This window comes from Bradyrhizobium sp. WCU1 (assembly GCF_053474805.1).
Genome location: NZ_CM130280.1, coordinates 3,990,026 through 4,009,793, shown reverse-complemented (window position 1 = coordinate 4,009,793; position 19,768 = coordinate 3,990,026). Strand labels below are relative to the sequence as shown.

Annotated in this window: 24 protein-coding genes; 17 read left to right on the top strand and 7 right to left on the bottom strand. The window is 65.2% G+C overall.

The genetic code is table 11. The annotated features are described in order from the left end of the window. Positions 1–198: 198 nt before the first annotated feature. The 8 genes from ACTUWL_RS18590 to ACTUWL_RS18555 all read left to right on the top strand — a co-directional run bounded on the left by ACTUWL_RS18590 (position 199) and on the right by ACTUWL_RS18555 (position 6,991). Positions 199–810 (top strand): sigma-70 family RNA polymerase sigma factor, encoded by a 612-nt coding sequence (locus ACTUWL_RS18590; protein ID WP_021080867.1) that lies wholly within the window; start codon positions 199–201, stop codon positions 808–810. Between the two features lie 402 nt (positions 811–1,212). Then, on the top strand, positions 1,213–1,920 hold the full coding sequence (locus ACTUWL_RS18585) for a cytochrome c biogenesis CcdA family protein (protein WP_021080866.1): 708 nt from the start codon (positions 1,213–1,215) through the stop codon (positions 1,918–1,920). A gap of 18 nt (positions 1,921–1,938) precedes the next feature. After that, entirely contained in the window at positions 1,939–2,517 is a 579-nt protein-coding gene (locus ACTUWL_RS18580; RefSeq protein WP_021080865.1) for a thioredoxin family protein, read from the top strand. Positions 2,518–2,593: 76 nt separating this feature from the next. Next, positions 2,594–4,000 carry a cytochrome ubiquinol oxidase subunit I gene (locus tag ACTUWL_RS18575; protein WP_021080864.1) on the top strand — a complete coding sequence of 469 codons (1,407 nt, stop codon included), beginning with the start codon at positions 2,594–2,596 and terminating at the stop codon, positions 3,998–4,000. Further along, a complete protein-coding gene (gene cydB, locus ACTUWL_RS18570) occupies positions 3,997–4,998 on the top strand; it encodes a cytochrome d ubiquinol oxidase subunit II (protein ID WP_021080863.1) in 1,002 nt (333 codons plus the stop codon). Before ACTUWL_RS18575 ends, cydB begins: the two co-directional genes overlap by 4 nt. Next, complete coding sequence (locus tag ACTUWL_RS18565) at positions 4,998–5,126, top strand: hypothetical protein (protein WP_021080862.1); 129 nt, start codon at positions 4,998–5,000, stop codon at positions 5,124–5,126. The genes cydB and ACTUWL_RS18565 overlap by 1 nt, the downstream gene beginning before the upstream one ends. A 172-nt stretch (positions 5,127–5,298) precedes the next feature. Continuing rightward, on the top strand, positions 5,299–5,892 hold the full coding sequence (locus tag ACTUWL_RS18560) for a L,D-transpeptidase (RefSeq protein ID WP_021080861.1): 594 nt from the start codon (positions 5,299–5,301) through the stop codon (positions 5,890–5,892). A gap of 61 nt (positions 5,893–5,953) precedes the next feature. Next, on the top strand, positions 5,954–6,991 hold the full coding sequence (locus ACTUWL_RS18555; protein WP_021080860.1) for an amino acid ABC transporter substrate-binding protein: 1,038 nt from the start codon (positions 5,954–5,956) through the stop codon (positions 6,989–6,991). 115 nt (positions 6,992–7,106) lie between these two features. On the opposite strand, the gene ACTUWL_RS18550 is transcribed toward ACTUWL_RS18555, so the two are convergent. Further along, on the bottom strand, positions 7,107–8,246 hold the full coding sequence (locus ACTUWL_RS18550; RefSeq protein WP_021080859.1) for an acyl-CoA dehydrogenase family protein: 1,140 nt from the start codon (positions 8,244–8,246) through the stop codon (positions 7,107–7,109). A gap of 157 nt (positions 8,247–8,403) precedes the next feature. Further along, complete coding sequence (locus tag ACTUWL_RS18545) at positions 8,404–9,588, bottom strand: acyl-CoA dehydrogenase family protein (RefSeq protein ID WP_021080858.1); 1,185 nt, start codon at positions 9,586–9,588, stop codon at positions 8,404–8,406. A gap of 168 nt (positions 9,589–9,756) precedes the next feature. Between ACTUWL_RS18545 and ACTUWL_RS18540 the strand changes: the two genes are divergently transcribed. Next, a complete protein-coding gene (locus ACTUWL_RS18540) occupies positions 9,757–10,302 on the top strand; it encodes a carboxymuconolactone decarboxylase family protein (RefSeq protein ID WP_021080857.1) in 546 nt (181 codons plus the stop codon). 135 nt (positions 10,303–10,437) lie between these two features. Further along, positions 10,438–10,932, top strand: a complete 495-nt coding sequence (locus ACTUWL_RS18535; protein WP_021080856.1) for a VOC family protein — start codon at positions 10,438–10,440, stop codon at positions 10,930–10,932. A gap of 99 nt (positions 10,933–11,031) precedes the next feature. Here the strand turns inward: ACTUWL_RS18535 and ACTUWL_RS18530 are convergent, their stop codons facing one another. Continuing rightward, complete coding sequence (locus ACTUWL_RS18530; protein ID WP_021080855.1) at positions 11,032–11,535, bottom strand: DUF2938 domain-containing protein; 504 nt, start codon at positions 11,533–11,535, stop codon at positions 11,032–11,034. Between the two features lie 141 nt (positions 11,536–11,676). On the opposite strand from ACTUWL_RS18530, the gene ACTUWL_RS18525 reads away from it, so the two are divergent. After that, a complete protein-coding gene (locus tag ACTUWL_RS18525; RefSeq protein ID WP_021080854.1) occupies positions 11,677–12,114 on the top strand; it encodes a helix-turn-helix domain-containing protein in 438 nt (145 codons plus the stop codon). Here the strand turns inward: ACTUWL_RS18525 and ACTUWL_RS18520 are convergent. From ACTUWL_RS18520 to ACTUWL_RS18510, 3 genes are all read right to left on the bottom strand, one after another. Beyond that, positions 12,109–13,341, bottom strand: a complete 1,233-nt coding sequence (locus tag ACTUWL_RS18520) for an MFS transporter (RefSeq protein WP_021080853.1) — start codon at positions 13,339–13,341, stop codon at positions 12,109–12,111. The two genes, ACTUWL_RS18525 and ACTUWL_RS18520, sit on opposite strands and share 6 nt — an antisense overlap. A gap of 166 nt (positions 13,342–13,507) precedes the next feature. Then, positions 13,508–14,752 carry an MFS transporter gene (locus ACTUWL_RS18515; protein ID WP_021080852.1) on the bottom strand — a complete coding sequence of 415 codons (1,245 nt, stop codon included), beginning with the start codon at positions 14,750–14,752 and terminating at the stop codon, positions 13,508–13,510. A gap of 194 nt (positions 14,753–14,946) precedes the next feature. Continuing rightward, entirely contained in the window at positions 14,947–15,444 is a 498-nt protein-coding gene (locus ACTUWL_RS18510) for a type II toxin-antitoxin system HicB family antitoxin (protein WP_021080851.1), read from the bottom strand. Positions 15,445–15,524: 80 nt separating this feature from the next. Here ACTUWL_RS18510 and ACTUWL_RS18505 point away from each other — a divergent pair, with 80 nt between their 5' ends. Beyond that, positions 15,525–16,397, top strand: a complete 873-nt coding sequence (locus tag ACTUWL_RS18505) for a protein-L-isoaspartate O-methyltransferase family protein (protein WP_021080850.1) — start codon at positions 15,525–15,527, stop codon at positions 16,395–16,397. A 99-nt stretch (positions 16,398–16,496) separates the two neighbouring features. On the opposite strand, the gene ACTUWL_RS18500 is transcribed toward ACTUWL_RS18505, so the two are convergent. Continuing rightward, the gene (locus tag ACTUWL_RS18500) at positions 16,497–17,186 is read right to left on the bottom strand and encodes a DUF938 domain-containing protein (protein WP_021080849.1); all 690 of its coding nucleotides are present in this window, start codon (positions 17,184–17,186) and stop codon (positions 16,497–16,499) included. Between the two features lie 262 nt (positions 17,187–17,448). On the opposite strand from ACTUWL_RS18500, the gene soxX reads away from it, so the two are divergent. The 5 genes from soxX to ACTUWL_RS18475 are packed head-to-tail and all read left to right on the top strand — an operon-like array spanning position 17,449 to position 19,767. Next, positions 17,449–17,739: a sulfur oxidation c-type cytochrome SoxX gene (gene soxX, locus ACTUWL_RS18495; protein ID WP_106940015.1), complete on the top strand. Its 291-nt coding sequence runs from the start codon at positions 17,449–17,451 to the stop codon at positions 17,737–17,739. Positions 17,740–17,765: 26 nt separating this feature from the next. Then, complete coding sequence (gene soxY / locus ACTUWL_RS18490; RefSeq protein WP_021080847.1) at positions 17,766–18,260, top strand: thiosulfate oxidation carrier protein SoxY; 495 nt, start codon at positions 17,766–17,768, stop codon at positions 18,258–18,260. A gap of 30 nt (positions 18,261–18,290) precedes the next feature. Further along, positions 18,291–18,602, top strand: a complete 312-nt coding sequence (gene soxZ / locus ACTUWL_RS18485; RefSeq protein WP_021080846.1) for a thiosulfate oxidation carrier complex protein SoxZ — start codon at positions 18,291–18,293, stop codon at positions 18,600–18,602. Continuing rightward, complete coding sequence (gene soxA, locus ACTUWL_RS18480; protein WP_021080845.1) at positions 18,599–19,456, top strand: sulfur oxidation c-type cytochrome SoxA; 858 nt, start codon at positions 18,599–18,601, stop codon at positions 19,454–19,456. The genes soxZ and soxA overlap by 4 nt, the downstream gene beginning before the upstream one ends. 8 nt (positions 19,457–19,464) lie before the next feature. Beyond that, positions 19,465–19,767 carry a hypothetical protein gene (locus ACTUWL_RS18475; RefSeq protein WP_106940014.1) on the top strand — a complete coding sequence of 101 codons (303 nt, stop codon included), beginning with the start codon at positions 19,465–19,467 and terminating at the stop codon, positions 19,765–19,767. Position 19,768 lies beyond the last annotated feature (1 nt).

The following is a 19,768-nucleotide window of genomic DNA, read 5'->3' as shown; positions in this document are numbered from 1 at the left end:
CCGGATTCGGCCGCTGCTATTTTCCGTGCATTGAAATGACAGGCTTTTTGCCCGCGAATGTTTCGTCGTTCGGCCGGCGACGAAACAATTCTCCCGGTCATGAAACCATTTTCCGCTTTTGGCGCAGACATCCGGAAACCGGCGCTAACTAGCTTTCTCTCAACGAACCGCCGCCCAACGGCGAACTGGGAGCCTGTCATGCCGAACGTCATCGCCATTAACTCTGCAGCCGAGAAGCATATCGACGCTGCTCGCGCGACCTCGGATGAAATGCTGCTCGCGCGTATCGCCAAGAACAACCGCACCTCGATGCACACGCTCTATGCCCGTCACAACGTCCGGGTTTACCGCTTCGTGCTGCGCATGGTGCGCGACACCACCATGGCCGAGGACCTGGTCAGCCAGGTGTTCCTGGACGTCTGGCGCACCGCGGCCCAGTTCGAAGGCCGCTCGCAGGTCTCGACCTGGCTGCTCTCGATCGCCCGCTTCAAGGCGCTGACCGCGCTGCGCCAGCGCAAGCACGAGGACATCGACCAGGACGACGTGCTGGAGATCGCCGACGGCGCCGATACGCCGGAAACCTCGCTCGATCGCGCCACCACCAGCGAGATCCTGCGCGCTTGCGTCGCCAAGCTGTCGCCGGCGCATCGCGAGATCATCAACCTGGTCTACTACCATGAGAAGTCGGTCGAGGAGGCCGGCCAGATCATCGGGATCCCGCAGAGCACGGTGAAGACCCGCATGTTCTATGCCCGCAAGCAGCTCGCCGATCTCCTGCGGGGTGCCGGCGTGGACAGCGTCGCGGCATAAAGCGAAGCAGATACAGATAGTTAAGGGAGATCGAGGAACCCGGGCAATTGTCCACGAAGCCAAAAAAGTTCGGCGACGAAACAATTGAAACAATCGACGACATCACCCGGAAAAACACGATCCCTATACCCATATCCAACGACGCAACCCCAACCCAAGTGACTGACTCAGTTTCGAGACTTCCCTAGTTCTAACCTCCCAAGTAAACCTCCAACGACCCGGCCGGGATGCCCCCCAGCCGGGTCGCTCTGTTTTCGGCGCGTGGTCGTGAGGCCGATCACGGCACGTCTCACACGGACGTGACGGCGCTCCGCCGTAACGGCCGGACCGTCCTTTCGAAGACCATCATGCGTACCCGGCACGGCCCTCTGGCGCGCCGGGACTTCTGATGGACGGATGACGATGCTCAGCCTTGCCCCTGCCCTTACCCTGGCCCTGCTTGCCGGTGTCGCCACCGTCGCCGCCCCTTGCACCCTGCCGATGCTGCCGATTCTGCTTGGGGTATCGATAGGCCAGACCGGCAAGGCGCGGCCTGCGATGATCGCGCTCGGCTTCGTAATGTCATTCTCTGCGGTGGCATTGCTGCTGAGCGCGATCACGCGCGCCTTCGATTTCGATCCCAACCTGCTGCGCACCGGCGCGGCCGTCCTGCTCGCCGGCTTCGGCCTGCTGATGATCTGGCCGGCGCCATTCGAATGGCTGTCGATCCGGCTCAGCGGTGCCGCGGGCAGCCTCAGTCAGGCCGCGCCGTCGCAGAGCCTGTTCGGCGGCTTCGTGCTCGGCACCACGCTTGGCCTGGTGTGGACGCCGTGCGCCGGCCCGGTGCTCGGCTCGATCCTGACCATCGTCGCGACCTCTGGGGATACGGCGTGGGCGAGCCTGCAGCTCGTCACTTACGCGATCGGCGCCGCGATCCCGATGCTTGCCATTGCCTATGGCGGGCAGGCCGTCACCACCCGCGTGCGCAGCATGGCGCGGATCGCGCCGCGCCTGCAGCAAGGCTTCGGCGTCGTGATCATCGGCTTCGCCGCGCTGTCCTACCTGCAATACGACACGCTGATCGTGGCGTGGCTGACCCAGTTCTATCCCAACGGCCAGATCGGCCTGTGAGCTCACAAGGAGAGATCGATGTCCCTGCGCTTGATTGCTGTATCCGCTCTGGTCGCCGGCCTTGGCCTCGGCGGCGCCGTGATCCCCGGCCTCTGCACCGAATCCGACGCGCCGGCGCAACCGGTGCCGCGCGCGGTCGCCATGACCACCGAACAGAGCCAGACCGCGCCCGAGTTCGCCGGGATCAGCAACTGGTTCAACTCGCAGCCGCTGAAGCTCGCCGACCTGCGCGGCAAGGTCGTGGTGGTGGATTTCTGGACCTATGGCTGCGTCAACTGCGTCAACACACTGCCGCACGTCACCGAACTTTATTCAAAGTACCGGGATCGCGGCCTCGTCGTGATCGGGGTCCATACGCCTGAATTCCCGTTCGAGCATTCGGCCTCCAATTTGCAGGCGGCGCTGAAGCGGCACGGCATCCTCTATCCGGTGGCGCAGGACAACAATTCGCTGACCTGGAACGCCTACCACAACGAGTATTGGCCGGCGCAATACATCATCGACCAGAACGGCAAGATCGTCTTCCAGCATGCCGGCGAGGGGCGGTACGAGGAGATCGACCGCACCGTCGCCCGGCTGCTCAACGCCAATAGCTGATTAGACAATCCGCCCAGTGTTGTCGTCACACCTGACGTGGTAGGGTCCACGTCAGGTCGACGGCAGGTGGTGGATCATGTTCGAAGGCTGGGATGCGGTCGTACTCGCCCGCGCGCAATTCGCTTTCACGATGTCGTTCCACATCGTGTTTCCTGCATTCTCGATCGGACTTGCGAGCTATCTCGCGGTGCTGGAGGCGCTTTGGCTGATCACCAAGCGCGAGGTCTACATCAACCTGTTCAATTACTGGCTGAAGATCTTCGCGGTCGCGTTCGGCATGGGCGTGGTCTCCGGCATCGTGATGTCCTACCAGTTCGGCACCAACTGGGCGTCCTTCGCCGACAAGACCGGGCCGGTGATCGGCCCGATGATGGCCTATGAGGTCTTGACCGCATTCTTCCTCGAGGCCGGCTTCCTCGGCGTGATGCTGTTCGGCCTGTCGCGGGTCGGCCCGCGGCTGCATTTCGTGGCGACCCTGATGGTCGCGATCGGCACGCTGATCTCCGCGTTCTGGATCCTGTCGGCCAATTCCTGGATGCAGACCCCGGCCGGTCACGCGGTCAATGCCGACGGCCAGTTCGTCGCCGCCGACTGGCTCAAGGTGATCTTCAACCCGTCCTTCCCCTATCGCCTGGTGCACATGGTGCTGGCGGCCTACCTCACCACCTCGCTGGTGGTCGGCGCGGTCGGCGCCTGGCACCTGCTGCGCGACCAGCATCTGGCGGGGGCGCGCGTGATGTTCTCGATGGCGATGTGGATGGCGACGCTGGTGGCGCCGATCCAGATCCTGGCCGGCGACCAACACGGCCTCAACACGCTGGAGCACCAGCCCGCCAAGGTGATGGCGATGGAAGGTCACTTCCAGAGCCACAAGGACGGCGCGCCGCTGATCCTGTTCGGCTGGCCCGACGAACGCGATGCCAAGGTGAAATACGCGATCGAGGTGCCGAAGCTGTCGTCGCTGATCCTGAAGCATTCGCTCGACGCACCGCTCGCCGGCCTCGACACGGTGCCGCGCGAGAACTGGCCGCCGGTGCCGATCACGTTCTGGGCGTTCCGCATCATGGTCGGGCTCGGCTTCCTGATCATGGGGCTCGGCCTGTTCAGCCTGCTGATGCGCTGGCGCGGCATGATGTACCAGTCACAGCTGCTGCATCGCTTCGCGGTGCTGATGGGCCCGGCCGGCTTCATCGCGGTGCTCGCCGGCTGGATCACCACCGAGACCGGGCGGCAACCGTTCACGGTCTACGGGCTGCTGCGCACGACGGATTCCGCCTCGCCGCTGGCGGCGCCGGCCGTGGGTTCCTCGCTGATCGCCTTCATCATCGTCTATTTCGTCGTGTTCATCGCGGGCGTGATCTACATCCTGCGGCTGATGGCGCAGCCGCCGCATCCCGGCGAACAGGGCCCGACCAAGGACCTTCCCGCCCGCGCGGCCGGCATCACGCCGGCGGCAGGCGCCGCCGTGGAGGGCGCGCGATGATCGACCTGACCACGATCTGGGCCTTCATCATCGCCTTCGCCGTGTTCGTCTATGTCGTGATGGACGGCTTCGACCTCGGCCTCGGCATCCTGTTTCCGCTGTTCCCGCAAAAGACCGATCGCGACGTGATCATGAATACCGTGGCGCCGGTGTGGGACGGCAACGAGACCTGGCTGGTGCTCGGCGGCGGCGGCATGATGGCGGCGTTTCCGCTGGCCTATGCGGTGCTGATGCCGGCGCTCTACACCCCGATGATCGCGATGCTGCTCGGCCTCGTATTCCGCGGCGTCGCCTTCGAATTCCGCTGGCGCACCCAGAAGGCGCGCAACAAATGGGATCTCGCTTTCGCCGGCGGCTCGCTGGTGGCAACGCTGGCGCAGGGCATCGCGCTCGGCGCCATCCTGCAGGGCATCCATGTCGAGGGACGACACTATGCCGGCGGCTGGTGGGACTGGCTGACGCCGTTCAGCGTCCTGACCGGCATTGCGCTCGTGATCGGCTATGCGTTGCTCGGCGCGACCTGGCTGGTGATGAAGACCGAAGGCTCGCTGCGCGACCGCGCCTACCAGCTGAGCTGGATCCTGCTGGTCGCGATGCTGTGCGCGATCGGTGCCGTCAGCATCGCAACGCCGTTCCTGGCCGTACAGTACACCCAGCGCTGGTTCGCCTGGCCCAACATCGTCCTCACCGCGCCGGTGCCGATCGCGGTCGCCGCAGTCACGGCGCTGTTGCTGCGCGCGCTCAGCAACAGGAACGACCACCAGCCGTTCTTCCTGACGCTCGCCCTGTTCGCGCTGTCCTATGCCGGGCTCGGCATTAGCATGTATCCGTACATCGTGCCGCAGAGCATCACGATCTGGCAGGCGGCGGCGCCGGCCAACAGCCAGATCTTCATGCTGTTCGGAGTCTCGATCCTGGTGCCGCTGATCCTCGGCTACACCGCCTGGGCCTATTGGGTGTTCCGCGGCAAGGTGCGGCCCGGCCACGGATATCATTGATGCCGCCCGATCCCGGTCAGCGGCCGCTCAGTCAGCGCCTGCTGTGGTTCGTCGTGCTCTGGCTCGGCGGCGTCGGCACGGTGGCGCTGGTCTCGTTCGCGTTGCGGCTCTGGATCGCGCCGAAATGAGGCGGCCCGCGCCGCGCGCCGCCGTCCCCGACGACAAAAAACGGAAGCATTACAGTGATATAGTGTGACGCCCGCCCTAAACTTGCCATCAAGCTGCCGCTGAGATTTGATGCTTCCGAACCTGATTTGGGTGGAGCAACCATTGGCTGCTTGCCAACAAGGAGAGCTTTGCATGACGAAACTTCGTCACCTGGTCTGGATGTTGATTGCCACAGGTGCGCTCGTGCTGTCGACGTCGCAGGGCTTCGCCCAGAGCCGCCCCGATGCCGACGAGCCGGGCCTGATCGCCGACGACAGCTACCAGCTCGATCCGGAATGGCAGAAGCAGGTCGTGTACTACCGGACCAACGAGGCGCCGGGCACCATCATCGTCTCCACCGCCGAACGCCATCTCTATCTCGTGCAAGGCAATGGCCGCGCGCTGCGCTATGGCATCGGCGTCGGCCGCGACGGCTTTCAGTGGCAGGGCCTCGTGACCATCACCCGCAAGGCCGAGTGGCCGGATTGGGTGCCGCCGCCGGAAATGATCGCCCGCCAGCCCTATCTGCCGCGCTTCATGGCCGGCGGCCCGGGCAATCCGCTCGGCGCCCGCGCGATGTATCTCGGCACCACGGTGTACCGCATCCACGGCACCAACCGGCCCGACACCATCGGCACCGCGATCTCGTCCGGCTGCTTCCGCCTGGTCAACGCCGACGTCGCCGATCTCTACAACCGCGTTCCCGTCGGCACCAAGGTGATCATCCGCCAGAAGCCCGAACTCTGATCCCGACCCCGCCTTCGATATCCGACCCGCTTTTCCCCCGATCATTCGCGAGAGAGAACCCATGCGTACATTTCGAGGCGGCCTGACGATCGGGCTCGCGGTCGCCGCGCTCGTTGCGGCCGCCGCCATCACCTATGAGCGTTACGACACCCGCACGCTGAAGCGCACCGTCCGCCGCGGCGACGTGCTGTGCGGCGTCAACAAGGGCCTGCCGGGCTTCTCGATCCCCGACGACAAGGGCAACTGGACCGGCTTCGACGTCGACTTCTGCCGCGCGGTCGCCGCGGCGATCTTCGACGATCCGTCGAAGGCGAAGTTCGTGCCGCTCGATGCCAGCGAACGCTTCAAGGAGCTGCAGAACCGCAAGGTCGACATCCTCTCGCGCAACTCCACCTGGAGCATGTCGCGCGAGACCAATTACGATCTCTATTTCCCGGCGGTCGCCTATTATGACGGCCAGGGCTTCATGATTCCCCGCGCGCGCAACATCGATTCCGCGCTCGACCTCAACGACAGCAAGGTCTGTGTGCAGGCCAACACCACGACGCAGCTCAACCTCGCCGACTATTTCCGTGCCAACAACATGAAGTACACGGAGATGAAGTTCGACAAGCTAGACGATGTCGTGAAGGCCTATGATTCGGGCCAGTGCGACACGCTGACCTCGGACGCCTCGCAGCTCTATGCGCTGCGGCTCAACCTCTCCAAGCCGAACGACCACACCATCCTGGCCGACATCATCTCCAAGGAGCCGCTGGCGCCGGTGGTCCGGTTGCGCGACGACGACTGGATGATGATCGTGAAGTGGACGCTCTACGCCATGATCAACGCCGAGGAGCTCGGCATCACCTCGAAGAACATCGACGAGGCGCTGAAGTCGAAGAAGCCCGAAGTGATGCGGCTGGTCGGCACCGAAGGTTCCTATGGCGAGGATCTCGGCCTGACCAAGGACTGGGCGGTGCGCATCATCCGCCACGTCGGCAATTACGGCGAAGTCTACGACCGCAACGTCGGCGCCGATTCCAGGCTGAAGATCCCGCGCGGCATGAACCAGCTCTGGAACGCCGGCGGCGTGCAATACGCACCGCCGATCCGGTGACGCTATTCCGTCATTCCGGGATGCGCCGATAGGCGCAGGCCCGGAATCCATCAAGCCGCAAAGCTGGTGGCGCCATGGATTCCGGGCTCGCGCTTCGCGCGCCCCGGAATGACAATCAGTACCCTTTGCCGCTCGCCAGCTGGTCGGTGTGGAAATTGCTGTCGCCGAACAGCTCCTGGCAGACCCGGGCGCGCTTCATGAAGAAGCCGATGTCGAACTGGTCGGTCATGCCCATGCCGCCATGCATCTGCACGCCCTCCTGCACAGCCAGCGTTGCCGTGGTGCCCGCGCGCGCTTTTGCCACCGCGACCGCATGCGCGGCCTTGTCGAGATCGGTATCGAGCGCCTGCAACGCCTTCAACACCGCGGCGCGGGTGATCTCGATATCGATGTAGAGCTGGGCGGCGCGGTGCTGCAACGCCTGGAATTCGCCGATCGCCTTGCCGAACTGCTTGCGCTCCTTGAGATAGGTCACGGTGCGGCCGAACACCTCGTCGGAGAGACCGACCATTTCGGAGGCGACCGCACCGCGGCCGATATTGAGCACGCCCTCGAGCAGCCCAAAGCCCTGATCGACCTCGCCGAGCACGCTGTCGGCATTGACCTCGACATTGTCGAACACGATCCGCGCCGCGTTGTGCGAATCGACCATCGCGGTGCGCTCGACCGCGAGCCCCTTCGCCTTCGGATCGACCAGGAACAGCGTCAACCCGTTCCTGTCGCCGGCGCTGCCTGCGCTGCGCGCGGCAACGATCAACAGATCGGCAGTGTGGCCATCGACCACGAAGGCCTTGTCACCCGACAGCTTGAAGCCGTTGCCGGCGCGCACAGCCTGCAATTTGGTCTGCAGCGGACGATGCTTGGCGCCTTCATCGATCGCGAGCGCCGCGAGCAGCGAGCCGTTGGCGATTTTGGGCAGATGCTGCGCCTTCTGCGCCTCGCTGCCGCCGCGCGACAGTGCGGAGGCCGCGAGCACCGAGGTCGCAAGGAACGGCGACGGCATCAAGGTGCGGCCGATCTCTTCCATGACGATGCCGGCCTCGACGCAGCCGAGCCCGCTGCCGCCGAACTGGTCCGGCACCAACAGGCCGGAGAAGCCCATCTCGGCAAAGGTTGTCCAGAGCTCGCGCGAGAAGCCGGTCGCGTCCTTGTTGTCGCGCAAGGACCGCAGATGCGCCACCGGCGCCTTGTCGCTGATGAGACCGCGCGCACTGTCGCGCAGCATGGATTGTTCTTCGGTGAGGACGAGGGCCATGGAGAATCCGATCTAACGTTCGAAGCTGATATGTCTAAGTTCGTCATTCCGGGATGGCCCGAAGGGACAGGCCCGGAATCCATAACCACGATCTGGGGTTATGGATTCCGGGCTCGCGACTGCGTCGCGCCCCGGAATGACGGGTGGAAAGACCGCGTCACGCCCCCGGCAGATCGAGGATGCGCTTGGCGACGATGCCGAGCATCACCTCCGAGGTGCCGCCCTCGATCGAGTTGGCCTTGGTGCGCAGCCAGGCGCGCGGGCGGGCGCCGCCTTTCGAGCGATCGCTCTCCCATTCCAGCGCGTCGATGCCGCCGGCGGACATCAGGATCTCGTAGCGGCGCTTGTTGAGCTCGGTGCCGTAATATTTCATCGCCGAGGAGAATGCCGGATGCGACTGCCCGGCCTTGGCGAGATCGACCGCGCGCTCCGCGGCCGCGGCGAGCGCCGCTTCGTCGACTTCGAAATTCGCGATCTGGCTGCGCAGCTGCGCGTCGTCGAGCCTGCCTTGCGCATCCGCGCCGACCGAGTCGGCGGCGATCTGGCCGAGCGGACGGCCGACGCCGCGCTCGCCCATGCCCGAGATCATCGCGCGCTCGTGCTGCAGCAGGTACTTCGCGACATCCCAGCCGCGATTGACGGTGCCGACGACATGCGACTTCGGCACGCGGACATTGTCGAAGAAGGTTTCGCAGAACGGCGAATAGCCGGAGATCAGCAGGATCGGTTTGGTCGACACGCCCTTCGAGGTCATGTCGAACAGGATGAAGCTGATGCCGTCGTGCTTCTTGGCCGCAGGATCGGTGCGCACCAGGCAGAAGATCCAGTCGGCATAGTTGGCGTAGGAGGTCCAGATCTTCTGGCCGTTGATGATGTAGTCGTCACCGTCGCCGACCGCGCGGGTCTGCAGCGAGGCGAGGTCCGAGCCGGCGTTCGGCTCGGAATAGCCCTGGCACCAGCGGATCAGGCCCGCGGTGATCTTCGGCAGATGCTCCTTCTTCTGCTCCTCGGTGCCGTATTTCAACAGCGCCGGCCCGAGCATCGAGATGCCGAACGAGGTCAGCGGCGCCCGCGCGCCGATCGCCGCCATCTCCTGGCGCACGATCTTGGCTTCCTCGCCGTCGAGGCCGCCGCCGCCATACTCCTTCGGCCAATGCGGCACGGTCCACCCCTTGTCGCGCATCCGCTCGAACCAGACCCGCTGCGCGTCCGACGAGAATTTCGCATTGCGGCCCCCCCAGAAGGTGTCGCCATCCGAGGTCATCGGTTTGCGCATCTCGGCCGGGCAGTTCTGCTCCAGCCAGGCGCGGGTCTCTGCGCGGAATTTCTCGAGGTCAGCCATGGTGCGTTTCCAGTCAAATTCGACGAATTGGATTCGACCTTAGACCTACGCAGCCGCCGAATTCAATATGCCTCGCGGCCGCGCCATGCTCTGGCGTCGCTACTCACCTTGCGCGATCGGGTGTATCGCCGAGACGGGGTAACGGTTGAAAAACAAGAGGAAACGGACATGCGGCTGAAACTGCTTTCGCCTAGCGAAATGAACGCCGCCCAGAAAGAAACCTACGACGAGTCGATCGCCGGCAAGCGCGGCGCGCCACCGGCGCCGATGATGGCCTGGCTGAACAGTCCGGAGATGGCGCGGCACGCCACGCGGCTCGGCGAGGTCTTGCGCTTCGACACGATCTTTCCGCCAAAATTGTCGGAGATCGCGATCCTCGTCACCGCGCGGCACTGGACCGCGCATTACGAATGGTATGCCCACAAGCGCCTCGCGCTGAAGGGCGGGCTCGATCCGAAGATCATCGAGGACATCCGGGTGCGCCGGACGCCGACCTTCGACGACCCCAAGGCCAGGATGATCTACGACGTCGCCAAGGCACTGCACGAAGGTCACGGCCTGCCGAAGGCACTGTATGACGAGGCGATCGAAGTGCTGAGCCAGCGCGGCCTGGTCGAGGTGATCGGCCTCTGCGGCTACTACACGATGGTCTCGATGACGCTGAACACGTTCGAGTTCCAGCTGCCCGGCGGCGAACTGTCGGAGCTCTGCTAGATCCGGCCGGAAGTGGCGCCATCCGGAAACGCTGCGTTTCCGGATGGATTGCTCCGGCCCCGGCAAATCCGCACTATATCAGGCGGCGAAGCCTTGCCGCTGACGGCAGGGCGTTGATGCCACCGGAGCCAGCTCATGCCTGAAAATCCCCCCATCGTCGCGGGCACGCGGATCGGGCATGTCCACCTCAAGGTCGCCGATCTCGAGCGCGCGCTCGGCTTCTATTGCGGCGTGCTCGGTTTCGAATTGCAGCAGCGCCTCGGGACCGATGCGGCCTTCATCTCGGCCGGCGGCTATCACCACCACATCGGCCTCAACACCTGGGAGAGCAAGGGCGGCCGCCCGCCGCCGCCCGGCACCACCGGCCTGTTCCACACCGCCATCCTCTATCCGACCCGGCCGGCGCTCGCTGACGCGCTGCATCGGGTGCTGTCGGCCGGCATCCAGCTCGACGGTGCCAGCGACCACGGTGTCAGCCAGGCGCTCTACCTGCGCGATCCCGACGAGAACGGCGTCGAGCTCTATTGGGACCGCCCCGAAGCCGAATGGCCGCGCAGCGCGGACGGCAAGCTCTCGATGTTCACGCGACGGCTGGACCTCGAGGATTTGCTGAAGCAGCGGGCGGCATAATTCCGCGACCCGATAATTCCGTAGCTCGGATGAAGCGAAGCGAAATCCGGGATCTCGTTTCGCGGGGGCATATCCCGGATTGCGCTCAGCTCCATCGGGCTACCAGGATGACGACAGCCGCCCGATCCAGCCGGCCGCGTAGAGCCCGCCACCGAACACCGCATGTGTCACGAGACTTTGCAGCCGCGCGGCCCATGGATGGGGCGTGCGGCTCGCGGCAATGCCGGCGCCCATTGCGGGCTGCATCACCAGGAATGGCGCGGCCACGCTGCCGATCCCAACGAGCAACGCCGGACCGATGGTCGGCTGCCGCGCCCAATCGAGGCCGAAGATCGCAAGCAGCAGCCCGGCGAAGCCGATCCCTATCAGATAATGCGCGATCCATCCGATCACCCGTTCGCCGGTGACCTGCGGCGAGGCGGCGATGCGATCGTGACGCAGGCGTCCGGATGCGAGATGGCCGAGCCAGCGGCCGACCAGGGCATAGTCCAGCGACGGGACGCCAAGCAGATGCGCGCGGACCATCCCCCAGATGTCCATCACAATGGTCGCGCCGGTCCCAATCAACGCCGCGCTCGCCAGGTATTCCACGGCGTCAGCCATGAGCAGCGCCGTTCCGGCATTTGAGCTGCTCGTCGTCGACCTGCGATGCGGCATCCATGCTTCTTGATCCTGCTTGCTGCCTGCGGCGGGCAGGCGATAGGCTGCACACTGCCAGTTCAAGTGAACTTGAGGTCAAGAGGCGTGAGGGACATCGACATCGCGGAGGTTGCGGAACAGTCGGGCGTGCGTGCCTCGACGTTGCGCTTCTACGAGGAGAAGGGGCTGATCGCCTCGCATGGACGGCGCGGGCTGCGCCGCCTGTTCGATCCGGGCGTGCTGGACCGGCTGGCGCTGATCGCGCTCGGCCGCGCCTCCGGCTTCTCGCTCGACGAGATCGGACGGATGTTCGCGCCTGACGGCAGGCCGCGGATCGACCGGAAGATGCTGGCGGCCAAGGCCGACGAGCTCGACCGCACCATCCGCCGCCTCAACGCGATGCGCGACGGCCTGCGCCACGCCGCCGTCTGCCCGGCGCCGAGCCACATGGAATGTCCGACCTTCCGCCGCCTCCTGCGGGTCGCGGCGGCCGGGAAGATGGAGGCACCGAAGAAGACGAAGAAGTCACGTCGAAAATCATAACCGGCGTTGCTGGCTTCGGCCGCGGGTCATGATCGTCACCGCCGCGATCAGTTCGAGGCCGATGCAGCCGTAGAACGGCAGCGTGTAGCTGCCGGAGAGATCGTGCAGCAGCCCGATCACGCCGGGGCCGAACGCATAGGTGATCTGGTTGATGGCGGTGATCAGGCTGACCAGCACGCCGAACGCGCGCGGATCGAATTCGCGCTGCACGATCAGCGCCGGCAGCGTGATCAGATTGCCGACCGAGAAGCCGAACAGCGCGCAGGCCGCGATCTGCACGACGTCATTGTGCACGTTGATGATGAGAGCCAGCGCGATCGCCTGGCTGACAAAGGACAACGCCGACGCCAGCCGCTGGTTGAGCTGGTCGATCACGAAGGAGAAGGAGACCCGGCCGACCACGGCCATCGCGGTCAGCAGCGCCATTGCCACCGTGGCGCGCTCGCGGCCGATCACCTGGTCGAGATAGGCGATCAGATGCACGATGAAGCCGACCTGGGCGAACAGCACCAGCGCGAAAGCAATCGAGACCGAAAGGAAGCGGATGTCGCGCAGTGCCCGGGCGCGCACCTGCGTCGCCGACGGCGCATCGGCAGCCGCTGAAGTCACCGCGTGCAGATGCGCCGGTGGCCGCCCGACGAAGATCAGGATGACCGGCACCATGATCACGACCAGCAGCCCAGCTGCCGCGATCATCGCGCCGGAGAAGCCGAATGCGCCGATCCCGGCGACCAGCAGCGGCACGCCGACGATGCCGCCGAAGCTCGCGCCGTTCAGCGCCAGGCTGATCGCCATGCCGCGCTTCTTGTCGAACCACAGGCCGAGCGTGTTGGTGATGATGCCGAGGCTGGTGCCGGCCCAGCCGACCGCCAGCAGCGCGTCGGCGAGATAGAGCTGCCACGGCTCGCGCACCTGGCCGATCGCGACCGCCGCGACCGCCATCGCGAAGGTGCCGGCGATCAGGCAGCTGCGCGCGCCGAACGCCTTGATCGCCTCGCTGACGAAGGCGACCAGCGCGGCACCGAACAGATAGAAGAAGGTCGTGCCGGACGAGACCAGCGAGGCCGGCCAGCCGTGCTGCTTGTGCAGCTCGGCGACATAGACGCTCTGGCCGTAGAAGCCGAGACCCCAGCCGAAGGTCGCCAGCAGGAAGCAGACGGCGACGATGCGCCAGCCTTCGTAACCGAGCGAGGATTCGTCAGTTCGCGTGGGTGAGGATGCGTCCATTTCTTGCTCTTGCTTCCGACATCGTCAGGACCGGATTATCCGTTCTCACGATGTAAGGAGCCGCGCAAGCCGGTCACTTCGAAACGGATCGAAGTGTCAGCAGCTGGCAGGAGCATGATCCGAAAAAGCGCGAAGCGGCCTTTTGAAGGATCATGCTTGGAAAGCTTCAGATGCTTGGATCCGGGATTTCTTCCAACGCGCGCAATTTCGCCCGCCGCCTGGCGAACGAGGCGAGCGACAGCACGGCAAGGCCGAGCAGAACAGGCGGAAACACCACCCAGTTGACTGCGTTCCAGCCGTAATGCGCCAGCAGCTGGCCGGATGAGAACGAGCCGATCGCCATCATGCCGAAGACGAGGAAATCGTTGAACGCCTGCACCTTGTTGCGCTCCTGCGGGCGATGCGTTTCCAGCACCAGCGCGGAGGCGCCGACGAAAGCAAAATTCCAGCCGACGCCGAGCACGAACAGCGTCGCCCAGAAGTGCGGCGCCGTGATACCCGACAACCCGATCATCGCGGCCACCGCCTCCAGCGCCAGCCCGAGCGCGACGATGCGAGGCGCGCCGAACCGCGCGATCAGCGAGCCGGTGAAGAAGCTCGGGCCGTACATCGCCACGATGTGCCACTGGATGCCGAAATTGGAATCGCTGACCGTGAGCCCGCACATCTTCATGGCGAGCGGCGCCGAGGTCATCACCAGGTTCATCATCGGATAGGCGATCACGCCGCACAGCGCGGCGGCGATGAAACGCGGCTGTTTGGCGATCTCGAGCAGCGGACGGCCGCCATGCAGATCCGCGGCCGCGGGCTTCGGCGCGTCGACCCCCGACAGCACCGCCATCGCCACCAGCGCGACCAGTGCCTGCATCACGAAGGAGAACGCGAACAGATAGGGCGGCCAGATGTCCATGGTCCATTGCACGAGCTGCGGCCCGAGCACGCCGGCGAACACGCCGCCGGCCATCACCCACGACACCGCCTTGGGCCGGAACGCGACGCTGGCGCCGTCGGCCGCCGCGAAGCGATAGGACTGAGCGACGGCGCCGTAGAGCCCGCCGAGGAAGGTCGCGCCGCAGAACAGCCAGAACGAGGAGTGCAGGATCGCGAAGGCGCCGAGCGCGCCGGTGAGCGTGCCGCAGAAGGTGCCGACGATGAAGGCTGTGCGCCGTCCATAGGCGCGCGAGATCGCGCCGGTCGGCAGCGTGCCGGCGGCCAGGCCGAGCACATACATCGAGAGCGGCACGGTGGCGAGCGAGACGCTCGGCGCCAGCGTCGCGCCGACGATCGAGCCGGTGGCGAAGATCACCGCCGAGTTGGCGCCGGTCAGCGCCTGCGCCGCCGCAAGCCGCCAGACATTGCCGCGCGCCCGCGCGTCATCGCTGGTCTCATCCGCTGCTGTCACGTCGATCATCGGCATTCCCGCATCGAAGCCCCGGCGGGAGCCTCCAATCGCCGGCACTATGGAGAGCGGGTACGGGCCGATCAACCGGCGCAAACGGGCGCAGGCCATGCGGGAGGCGCACGCGCGATGGCCTGGTCGAATACTCTCCGACGTCGTCCTGGCGAAAGCCAGGACGACGTCAAGTGTATTCCAACGCGCGTTGCCTATCGCACAGGCTTCTTGCCCGGCCGCTTCTCGGCGCGCAGCGCGCCGGTCTTGTGCACCTTGGAGCGTGGCTCGACGAAGGTTGCTTTCGCGATGCCGGGCGCCCATTCCAGCGCCAGCGAGGCAGCGAAGCCGAAGAAACTTGAGCGGCTCATGCCAATCGAGGCCGCGTGCTTGTCGATCCGCGTGATCAGGCTTTTCGGCAGATAGACATTCACCCGCTCGGACGGATCGGGCGGATCGACGCCGACCATGAAGAAGGCGGCGACATCGGAGCCCTTGGGCGGCACGATCCGCTCGATCGGCGTCGGCTCCGGCAGCGCGCGGCCCTGCTCGGCCCAGCCGTCCACCGTCTGCGCCAGCGCATGCTCGGCGCGCTCGATCGCCTCCTCCTGCGACTTGCCGCCGGCGACGCAGCCGGGAAAATCGGGAAACCATGCCCCGAACGCGCCGCGCGGACCGCGCTCCAGCACAGCCGGATAAAGCCGCCTCTTCATTCTGGCCTCCGTCGTTTAAGTATGCTATTTCACACACCTTGGTGTGTCAAATGACACATGAAGGCAAAGGGAGCGCCGTGATGGACCCGCAAGCCGAACTCCGCATCGTCCGCGGAGCCTATGCCAAGCAGATCCTGGCCGCCGCCAACGTCGCCGATGCGCGGCTGACCGCGGCCTTTGCCGCCATCCCGCGCGAGGACTTCGTCGGCCCGGGACCTTGGCTGATGCTGCGGTGGTGGAACGGCAACTACATGCCGACGCCCGATGCCGACCCGGTCTATCTCTATACCAACGATCTGGTCGCGTTGCTGCCCGAGCGTCGCCTCAACAACGGCCAGCCGTCGCTGCATGCCTATCTCATGCACCAGGCCGCGCCAGCGGCCGGCGAGCATGTGGTGCATGTCGGCACGGGCACCGGATACTACACAGCTCTGCTCGCGCATCTGGTCGGACCATCCGGCCGCGTCACCGGCATTGAATATGACCCGGAGCTTGCAGCGCGCGCCAGCGCCAATCTCGCTCCTTACGAGAATGTCGCGATCATCGCGGGCGACGGCACGCAGGTGGAGTTCGGGCCGGCCGACGTGATCTACGTCAATGCCGGCTGCACCCGGCCCGCCGCGCGCTGGCTCGACGGCCTCGCCGAGGGAGGCCGCCTGATCCTGCCGCTGACATCGGATGAGGGCTTCAAGGGTGGCGCGCCGGAACAGGTGGCGCGATCCGGCGCCGTGTTCCGGGTCCGACGCGAAGGCGCAGGCTATCAGGCCGCCTGGATATCGCCGGTCGCGATCATTCCCTGCGATGGCGGTCGTGACGAACGATCGGAAAAAGCCTTGGCCGAAGCCTTCACCCGCGGCGGCTGGCAGAAGGTGACGCGACTGTACCGCAATGCCGACGTCCCCGACGACGGTTGCTGGCTGCGTGGAGATGGATGGTGCTTGGCTTACGATTGAGCCGGAAATCGCCCGACCTGTAGGATGGGTAGAGCGTAGCGAAACCCATCAATCGGCGCCTCAATCAAGCATGATGGGTTTCGCTTCGCTCTACCCATCCTACGCTTGAGCGGCATCCTTCCGCACGAACATCAGGATCAAATTGTTGGCCGGCATCTCGAAGCTGCCGCCAAGCTTCAGCCCGACTTGCTCCGCAAGCGCCTCGACGTCGGCGATGTCGCGCACACCCCACTCGGCGTCGCGCTCGCGCAGCGAGGTGTCGAACACGGCATTGCTGAGCGCTGTGTGCTTGCCGCCGCGCTTGAACGGGCCATAGAGGAACAGCCGGCCGTCGGCGCGCAGGTGCCGCGCGGCGCCGGCGAACAGGCCTTCGGCGACGCGCCACGGCGCGATGTGGATCACGTTGGCGCAGAAGATCGCGAGCAGCTTGTCCGGACCTTTGCCGTCTGACGGCGCCGGCGACCAGGCCGGATCGGACAAATCGATCGGCTGCGGCGGCCGGATGTTGGCGAGCCCGGCGTGGACGCGCCAGGCCGCGATGCTGCGCAGATGCGCGGCATGGAGGTCGCTCGGCCACCAGGTGATGTCGGGCGTCCGGCCGGCGAAATAGACGACATGCTGGCCGGTGCCGCTGCCGGCCTCCAGCACGTCACCGGATTGGCCGGCGAGGAAATCCTTCAGCACCGCCCAGATCGGCTGATGGTTGCGGTGGAAGGCCGCCGCATCGAGCCGCCCATCCGCTTCGACCGGCCGCCCGTCTTTGCCGAACTCCACCACGAACTCCGCCACCGCGCTCTCCTTACGCCTCAACCGCACTCAACCGCACCAACATGGCAGGTGGAAGGCTCAGGGGACCACTCCAGTTCCGGACCACCACGCTGTCATTAACCCCGTCGCAACGCGCCTATTCTCCAGATTGCCAGCCGATGGCCTTTGTGCTTTCCACTCTTTATATTGCGATGGGATCATCGAGATTGAAGCCCGGGAAACGTCCTTGATCGCCACTTTCTCCAAGCCAGCCTTCGTTCTGGCGCTGCTGGCCGGCACTGCTATGGCTGCGTCCGCGCAAGCCCAATCCGCCGCCGAAGGCCAAAAGCTCGCCTTCGACCGCGGCAAGGGCAATTGCCTGACCTGTCATGTCATCAAGGGCGGCGAGCTGCCCGGCACGATCGGCCCCGAGCTGACTGGCCTCAAGGCGAAATACAGCCGCGACGAGCTGATCGCGATCGTCACCGATGAGACCAAGCGCAACCCGCAGACCGTGATGCCGCCGTTCGGCCGCAACCGAATTTTGAGCGAGAAGGAAATCGACGCGGTGGTGGACTTCCTGCAGACCCTGTGACGCCGCGACCGCTTGAGGAGATTTCGATGAACATTGCGACCAACGAATATTCCGAAGCGCGCCGCCTGCTGCTGAAGGGCGCGGGCGTCGCCGCACTGGTCGGCCTCGGGGTGATCCCGTTCGACGTGCCGCGGGCGCTCGCCGCCGCCAACGACAAATATCCGGAAGATGCGTTCAAGCAGAAGACCGTGGCGGACGCGATCAAGGCGCTCTACGGCAAGACCGCCGAGCCTTCGGACAAGGTCAAGATGGACGCGCCGGAGATCGCCGAGAACGGCGCAGTGGTACCGATCTCGGCCACCACGACGCTATCAGGCGTCACCTCGATCTCGTTCCTGGTGAGCGAGAACCCGATCTCGCTGGTCGCATCCTACAAGATTCCGGACGGCACGCTGCCGAGCGTCGGCAACCGCATCAAGATGGCCAAGACCAGCAACGTCGTGGTGCTGGTCGAGGCCGACGGCAAGCTCTACAGCGCGACCAAGGAAATCAAGGTCACCGTCGGCGGCTGCGGCGGCTGATCGCACGCTAAACAACAAGGAAGCAAACCGATGGCATCGAGCATTCGCGTGCGCGCCACCTCGAACGGCGACACCACCGAGGTGCAGGCGCTGATCCAGCATCCGATGGATTCCGGCTTCGTCAAGGACGCCAAGGGCGAGATCATCCCGCCGCATTTCATCCAGGTGCTGACTTTCGAATATGACGGCAAGCCGGTGTTCGTCGCCGACTGGGGCGGCGGCGTGTCCAAGGACCCCTATGTCAAGTTCGCCTTCAAGGGCGGCAAGAAGGACGGCGAACTCAAGGTCAGCTGGGTCGACAACAAGGGTGCGACCGACGCCACCACGGCGAAGATTCAATGACGCGGCGCCTCGTAATCCGCGCCGCGTTCGCCGCGCTCACGCTCGGCGTGCTGGCGCTCGCGCCGGCACGCGCGGCCGACAGCGTCGATCCCACCGCCGACAAGGCCGCGTTCCAGAAATTCTTTACCACCAAATTCCCCAAGCTGAAGCTCGAGGATTTCGTCAACGGTCCCTATTCGATGAACGAGGACCTGCACAAGCAATGGGAAGAGAAGGAGCAGTTTCCGCCCTACGAGTTCTCGCTCGAAGCCGGCAAGGAGATGTTCTCGACGCCCTTCAAGAACGGCAAGACCTACGCCGACTGCTTCCCGAACAAGGGCATCGGCATCCGCCAGACCTATCCCTATTTCGACGAGAAGGAAGGCAAGGTCGTCACGCTCGAGCTCGCGCTCAACCGCTGCCGCGAGGCCAATGGCGAGGCGCCGTTCTCCTATGTGAAGGACGACATGGCGGCGCTCACCGCCTACATGGCCTTCACCTCGCGCGGCAAGCCGATGGACATCAAGATCCCGAACGATCCGCGCGCGCTTCAGGCCTACCAGAAGGGCAAGGAATATTTCTATACCCGCCGCGGCCAGCTCAATTTCTCCTGCGCCACCTGCCACATCCAGAGCCCGGGCGAACGGATCCGCGCCGAGGTGCTGGCGCCGGCGCTCGGCATCTTGAACGCGATGCCGATCTACCGCTCGGAATGGTCGGGCATGGGCACCACCAGCCGCCGCTTCACCACCTGCAACAGCCAGATCCGCGGCGTGCCGCTCGATCCGCAGGACGACGAATACCGCAACCTCGAATATTATTTGTCCTATGTCAGCAACGGGCTGCCGATTTCGGGGCCGGGAGCACGGCCATGAGGACGGTCATGCGAGCCATCTTCGCCGCATCGGCCCTGCTGACCACAGCCGGGAGCAGCGCCCTTGCCGCCTCCGAGGCCGATTACAAGGCGGCCTATGCCGCGGCTGAAGCCGCCAACAAGGAAGCCGGCTCTCTGCGCAACCAGTGGACCACGACAGCTTCGACGCTCGCCGCCGCAAAAAAGGCCGGCGAGGCTGGTGATTTCGACACCGCAGTCGCCCAGGCCAAGGAGGCCGAGGCGCTGGCAAAGGCATCGATTTTCCAGGCGACCAGCGAAAAGGAACGCTGGAAGGACATGGAAGTTCGTTAAA

Excerpts from the sequence above, each read along its gene's own strand:
- ACTUWL_RS18520 (WP_021080853.1), bottom strand. The coding sequence starts at position 13,341 with ATGGACGCATCCTCACCCACGCGAACTGACGAATCCTCGCTCGGTTAC.
- ACTUWL_RS18565 (WP_021080862.1), top strand. The coding sequence starts at position 4,998 with ATGCCGCCCGATCCCGGTCAGCGGCCGCTCAGTCAGCGCCTGCTGTGG.
- ACTUWL_RS18515 (WP_021080852.1), bottom strand. The coding sequence starts at position 14,752 with ATGATCGACGTGACAGCAGCGGATGAGACCAGCGATGACGCGCGGGCG.
- soxX (WP_106940015.1), top strand. The coding sequence starts at position 17,449 with ATGGCTGCGTCCGCGCAAGCCCAATCCGCCGCCGAAGGCCAAAAGCTC.
- cydB (WP_021080863.1), top strand. The coding sequence starts at position 3,997 with ATGATCGACCTGACCACGATCTGGGCCTTCATCATCGCCTTCGCCGTG.
- soxY (WP_021080847.1), top strand. The coding sequence starts at position 17,766 with ATGAACATTGCGACCAACGAATATTCCGAAGCGCGCCGCCTGCTGCTG.
- ACTUWL_RS18530 (WP_021080855.1), bottom strand. The coding sequence starts at position 11,535 with ATGGCTGACGCCGTGGAATACCTGGCGAGCGCGGCGTTGATTGGGACC.
- ACTUWL_RS18585 (WP_021080866.1), top strand. The coding sequence starts at position 1,213 with ATGCTCAGCCTTGCCCCTGCCCTTACCCTGGCCCTGCTTGCCGGTGTC.
- ACTUWL_RS18535 (WP_021080856.1), top strand. The coding sequence starts at position 10,438 with ATGCCTGAAAATCCCCCCATCGTCGCGGGCACGCGGATCGGGCATGTC.
- ACTUWL_RS18555 (WP_021080860.1), top strand. The coding sequence starts at position 5,954 with ATGCGTACATTTCGAGGCGGCCTGACGATCGGGCTCGCGGTCGCCGCG.
- ACTUWL_RS18550 (WP_021080859.1), bottom strand. The coding sequence starts at position 8,246 with ATGGCCCTCGTCCTCACCGAAGAACAATCCATGCTGCGCGACAGTGCG.
- ACTUWL_RS18505 (WP_021080850.1), top strand. The coding sequence starts at position 15,525 with ATGGACCCGCAAGCCGAACTCCGCATCGTCCGCGGAGCCTATGCCAAG.
- ACTUWL_RS18475 (WP_106940014.1), top strand. The coding sequence starts at position 19,465 with ATGCGAGCCATCTTCGCCGCATCGGCCCTGCTGACCACAGCCGGGAGC.
- soxZ (WP_021080846.1), top strand. The coding sequence starts at position 18,291 with ATGGCATCGAGCATTCGCGTGCGCGCCACCTCGAACGGCGACACCACC.
- ACTUWL_RS18545 (WP_021080858.1), bottom strand. The coding sequence starts at position 9,588 with ATGGCTGACCTCGAGAAATTCCGCGCAGAGACCCGCGCCTGGCTGGAG.
- soxA (WP_021080845.1), top strand. The coding sequence starts at position 18,599 with ATGACGCGGCGCCTCGTAATCCGCGCCGCGTTCGCCGCGCTCACGCTC.
- ACTUWL_RS18540 (WP_021080857.1), top strand. The coding sequence starts at position 9,757 with ATGCGGCTGAAACTGCTTTCGCCTAGCGAAATGAACGCCGCCCAGAAA.
- ACTUWL_RS18575 (WP_021080864.1), top strand. The coding sequence starts at position 2,594 with ATGTTCGAAGGCTGGGATGCGGTCGTACTCGCCCGCGCGCAATTCGCT.
- ACTUWL_RS18580 (WP_021080865.1), top strand. The coding sequence starts at position 1,939 with ATGTCCCTGCGCTTGATTGCTGTATCCGCTCTGGTCGCCGGCCTTGGC.
- ACTUWL_RS18560 (WP_021080861.1), top strand. The coding sequence starts at position 5,299 with ATGACGAAACTTCGTCACCTGGTCTGGATGTTGATTGCCACAGGTGCG.
- ACTUWL_RS18510 (WP_021080851.1), bottom strand. The coding sequence starts at position 15,444 with ATGAAGAGGCGGCTTTATCCGGCTGTGCTGGAGCGCGGTCCGCGCGGC.
- ACTUWL_RS18590 (WP_021080867.1), top strand. The coding sequence starts at position 199 with ATGCCGAACGTCATCGCCATTAACTCTGCAGCCGAGAAGCATATCGAC.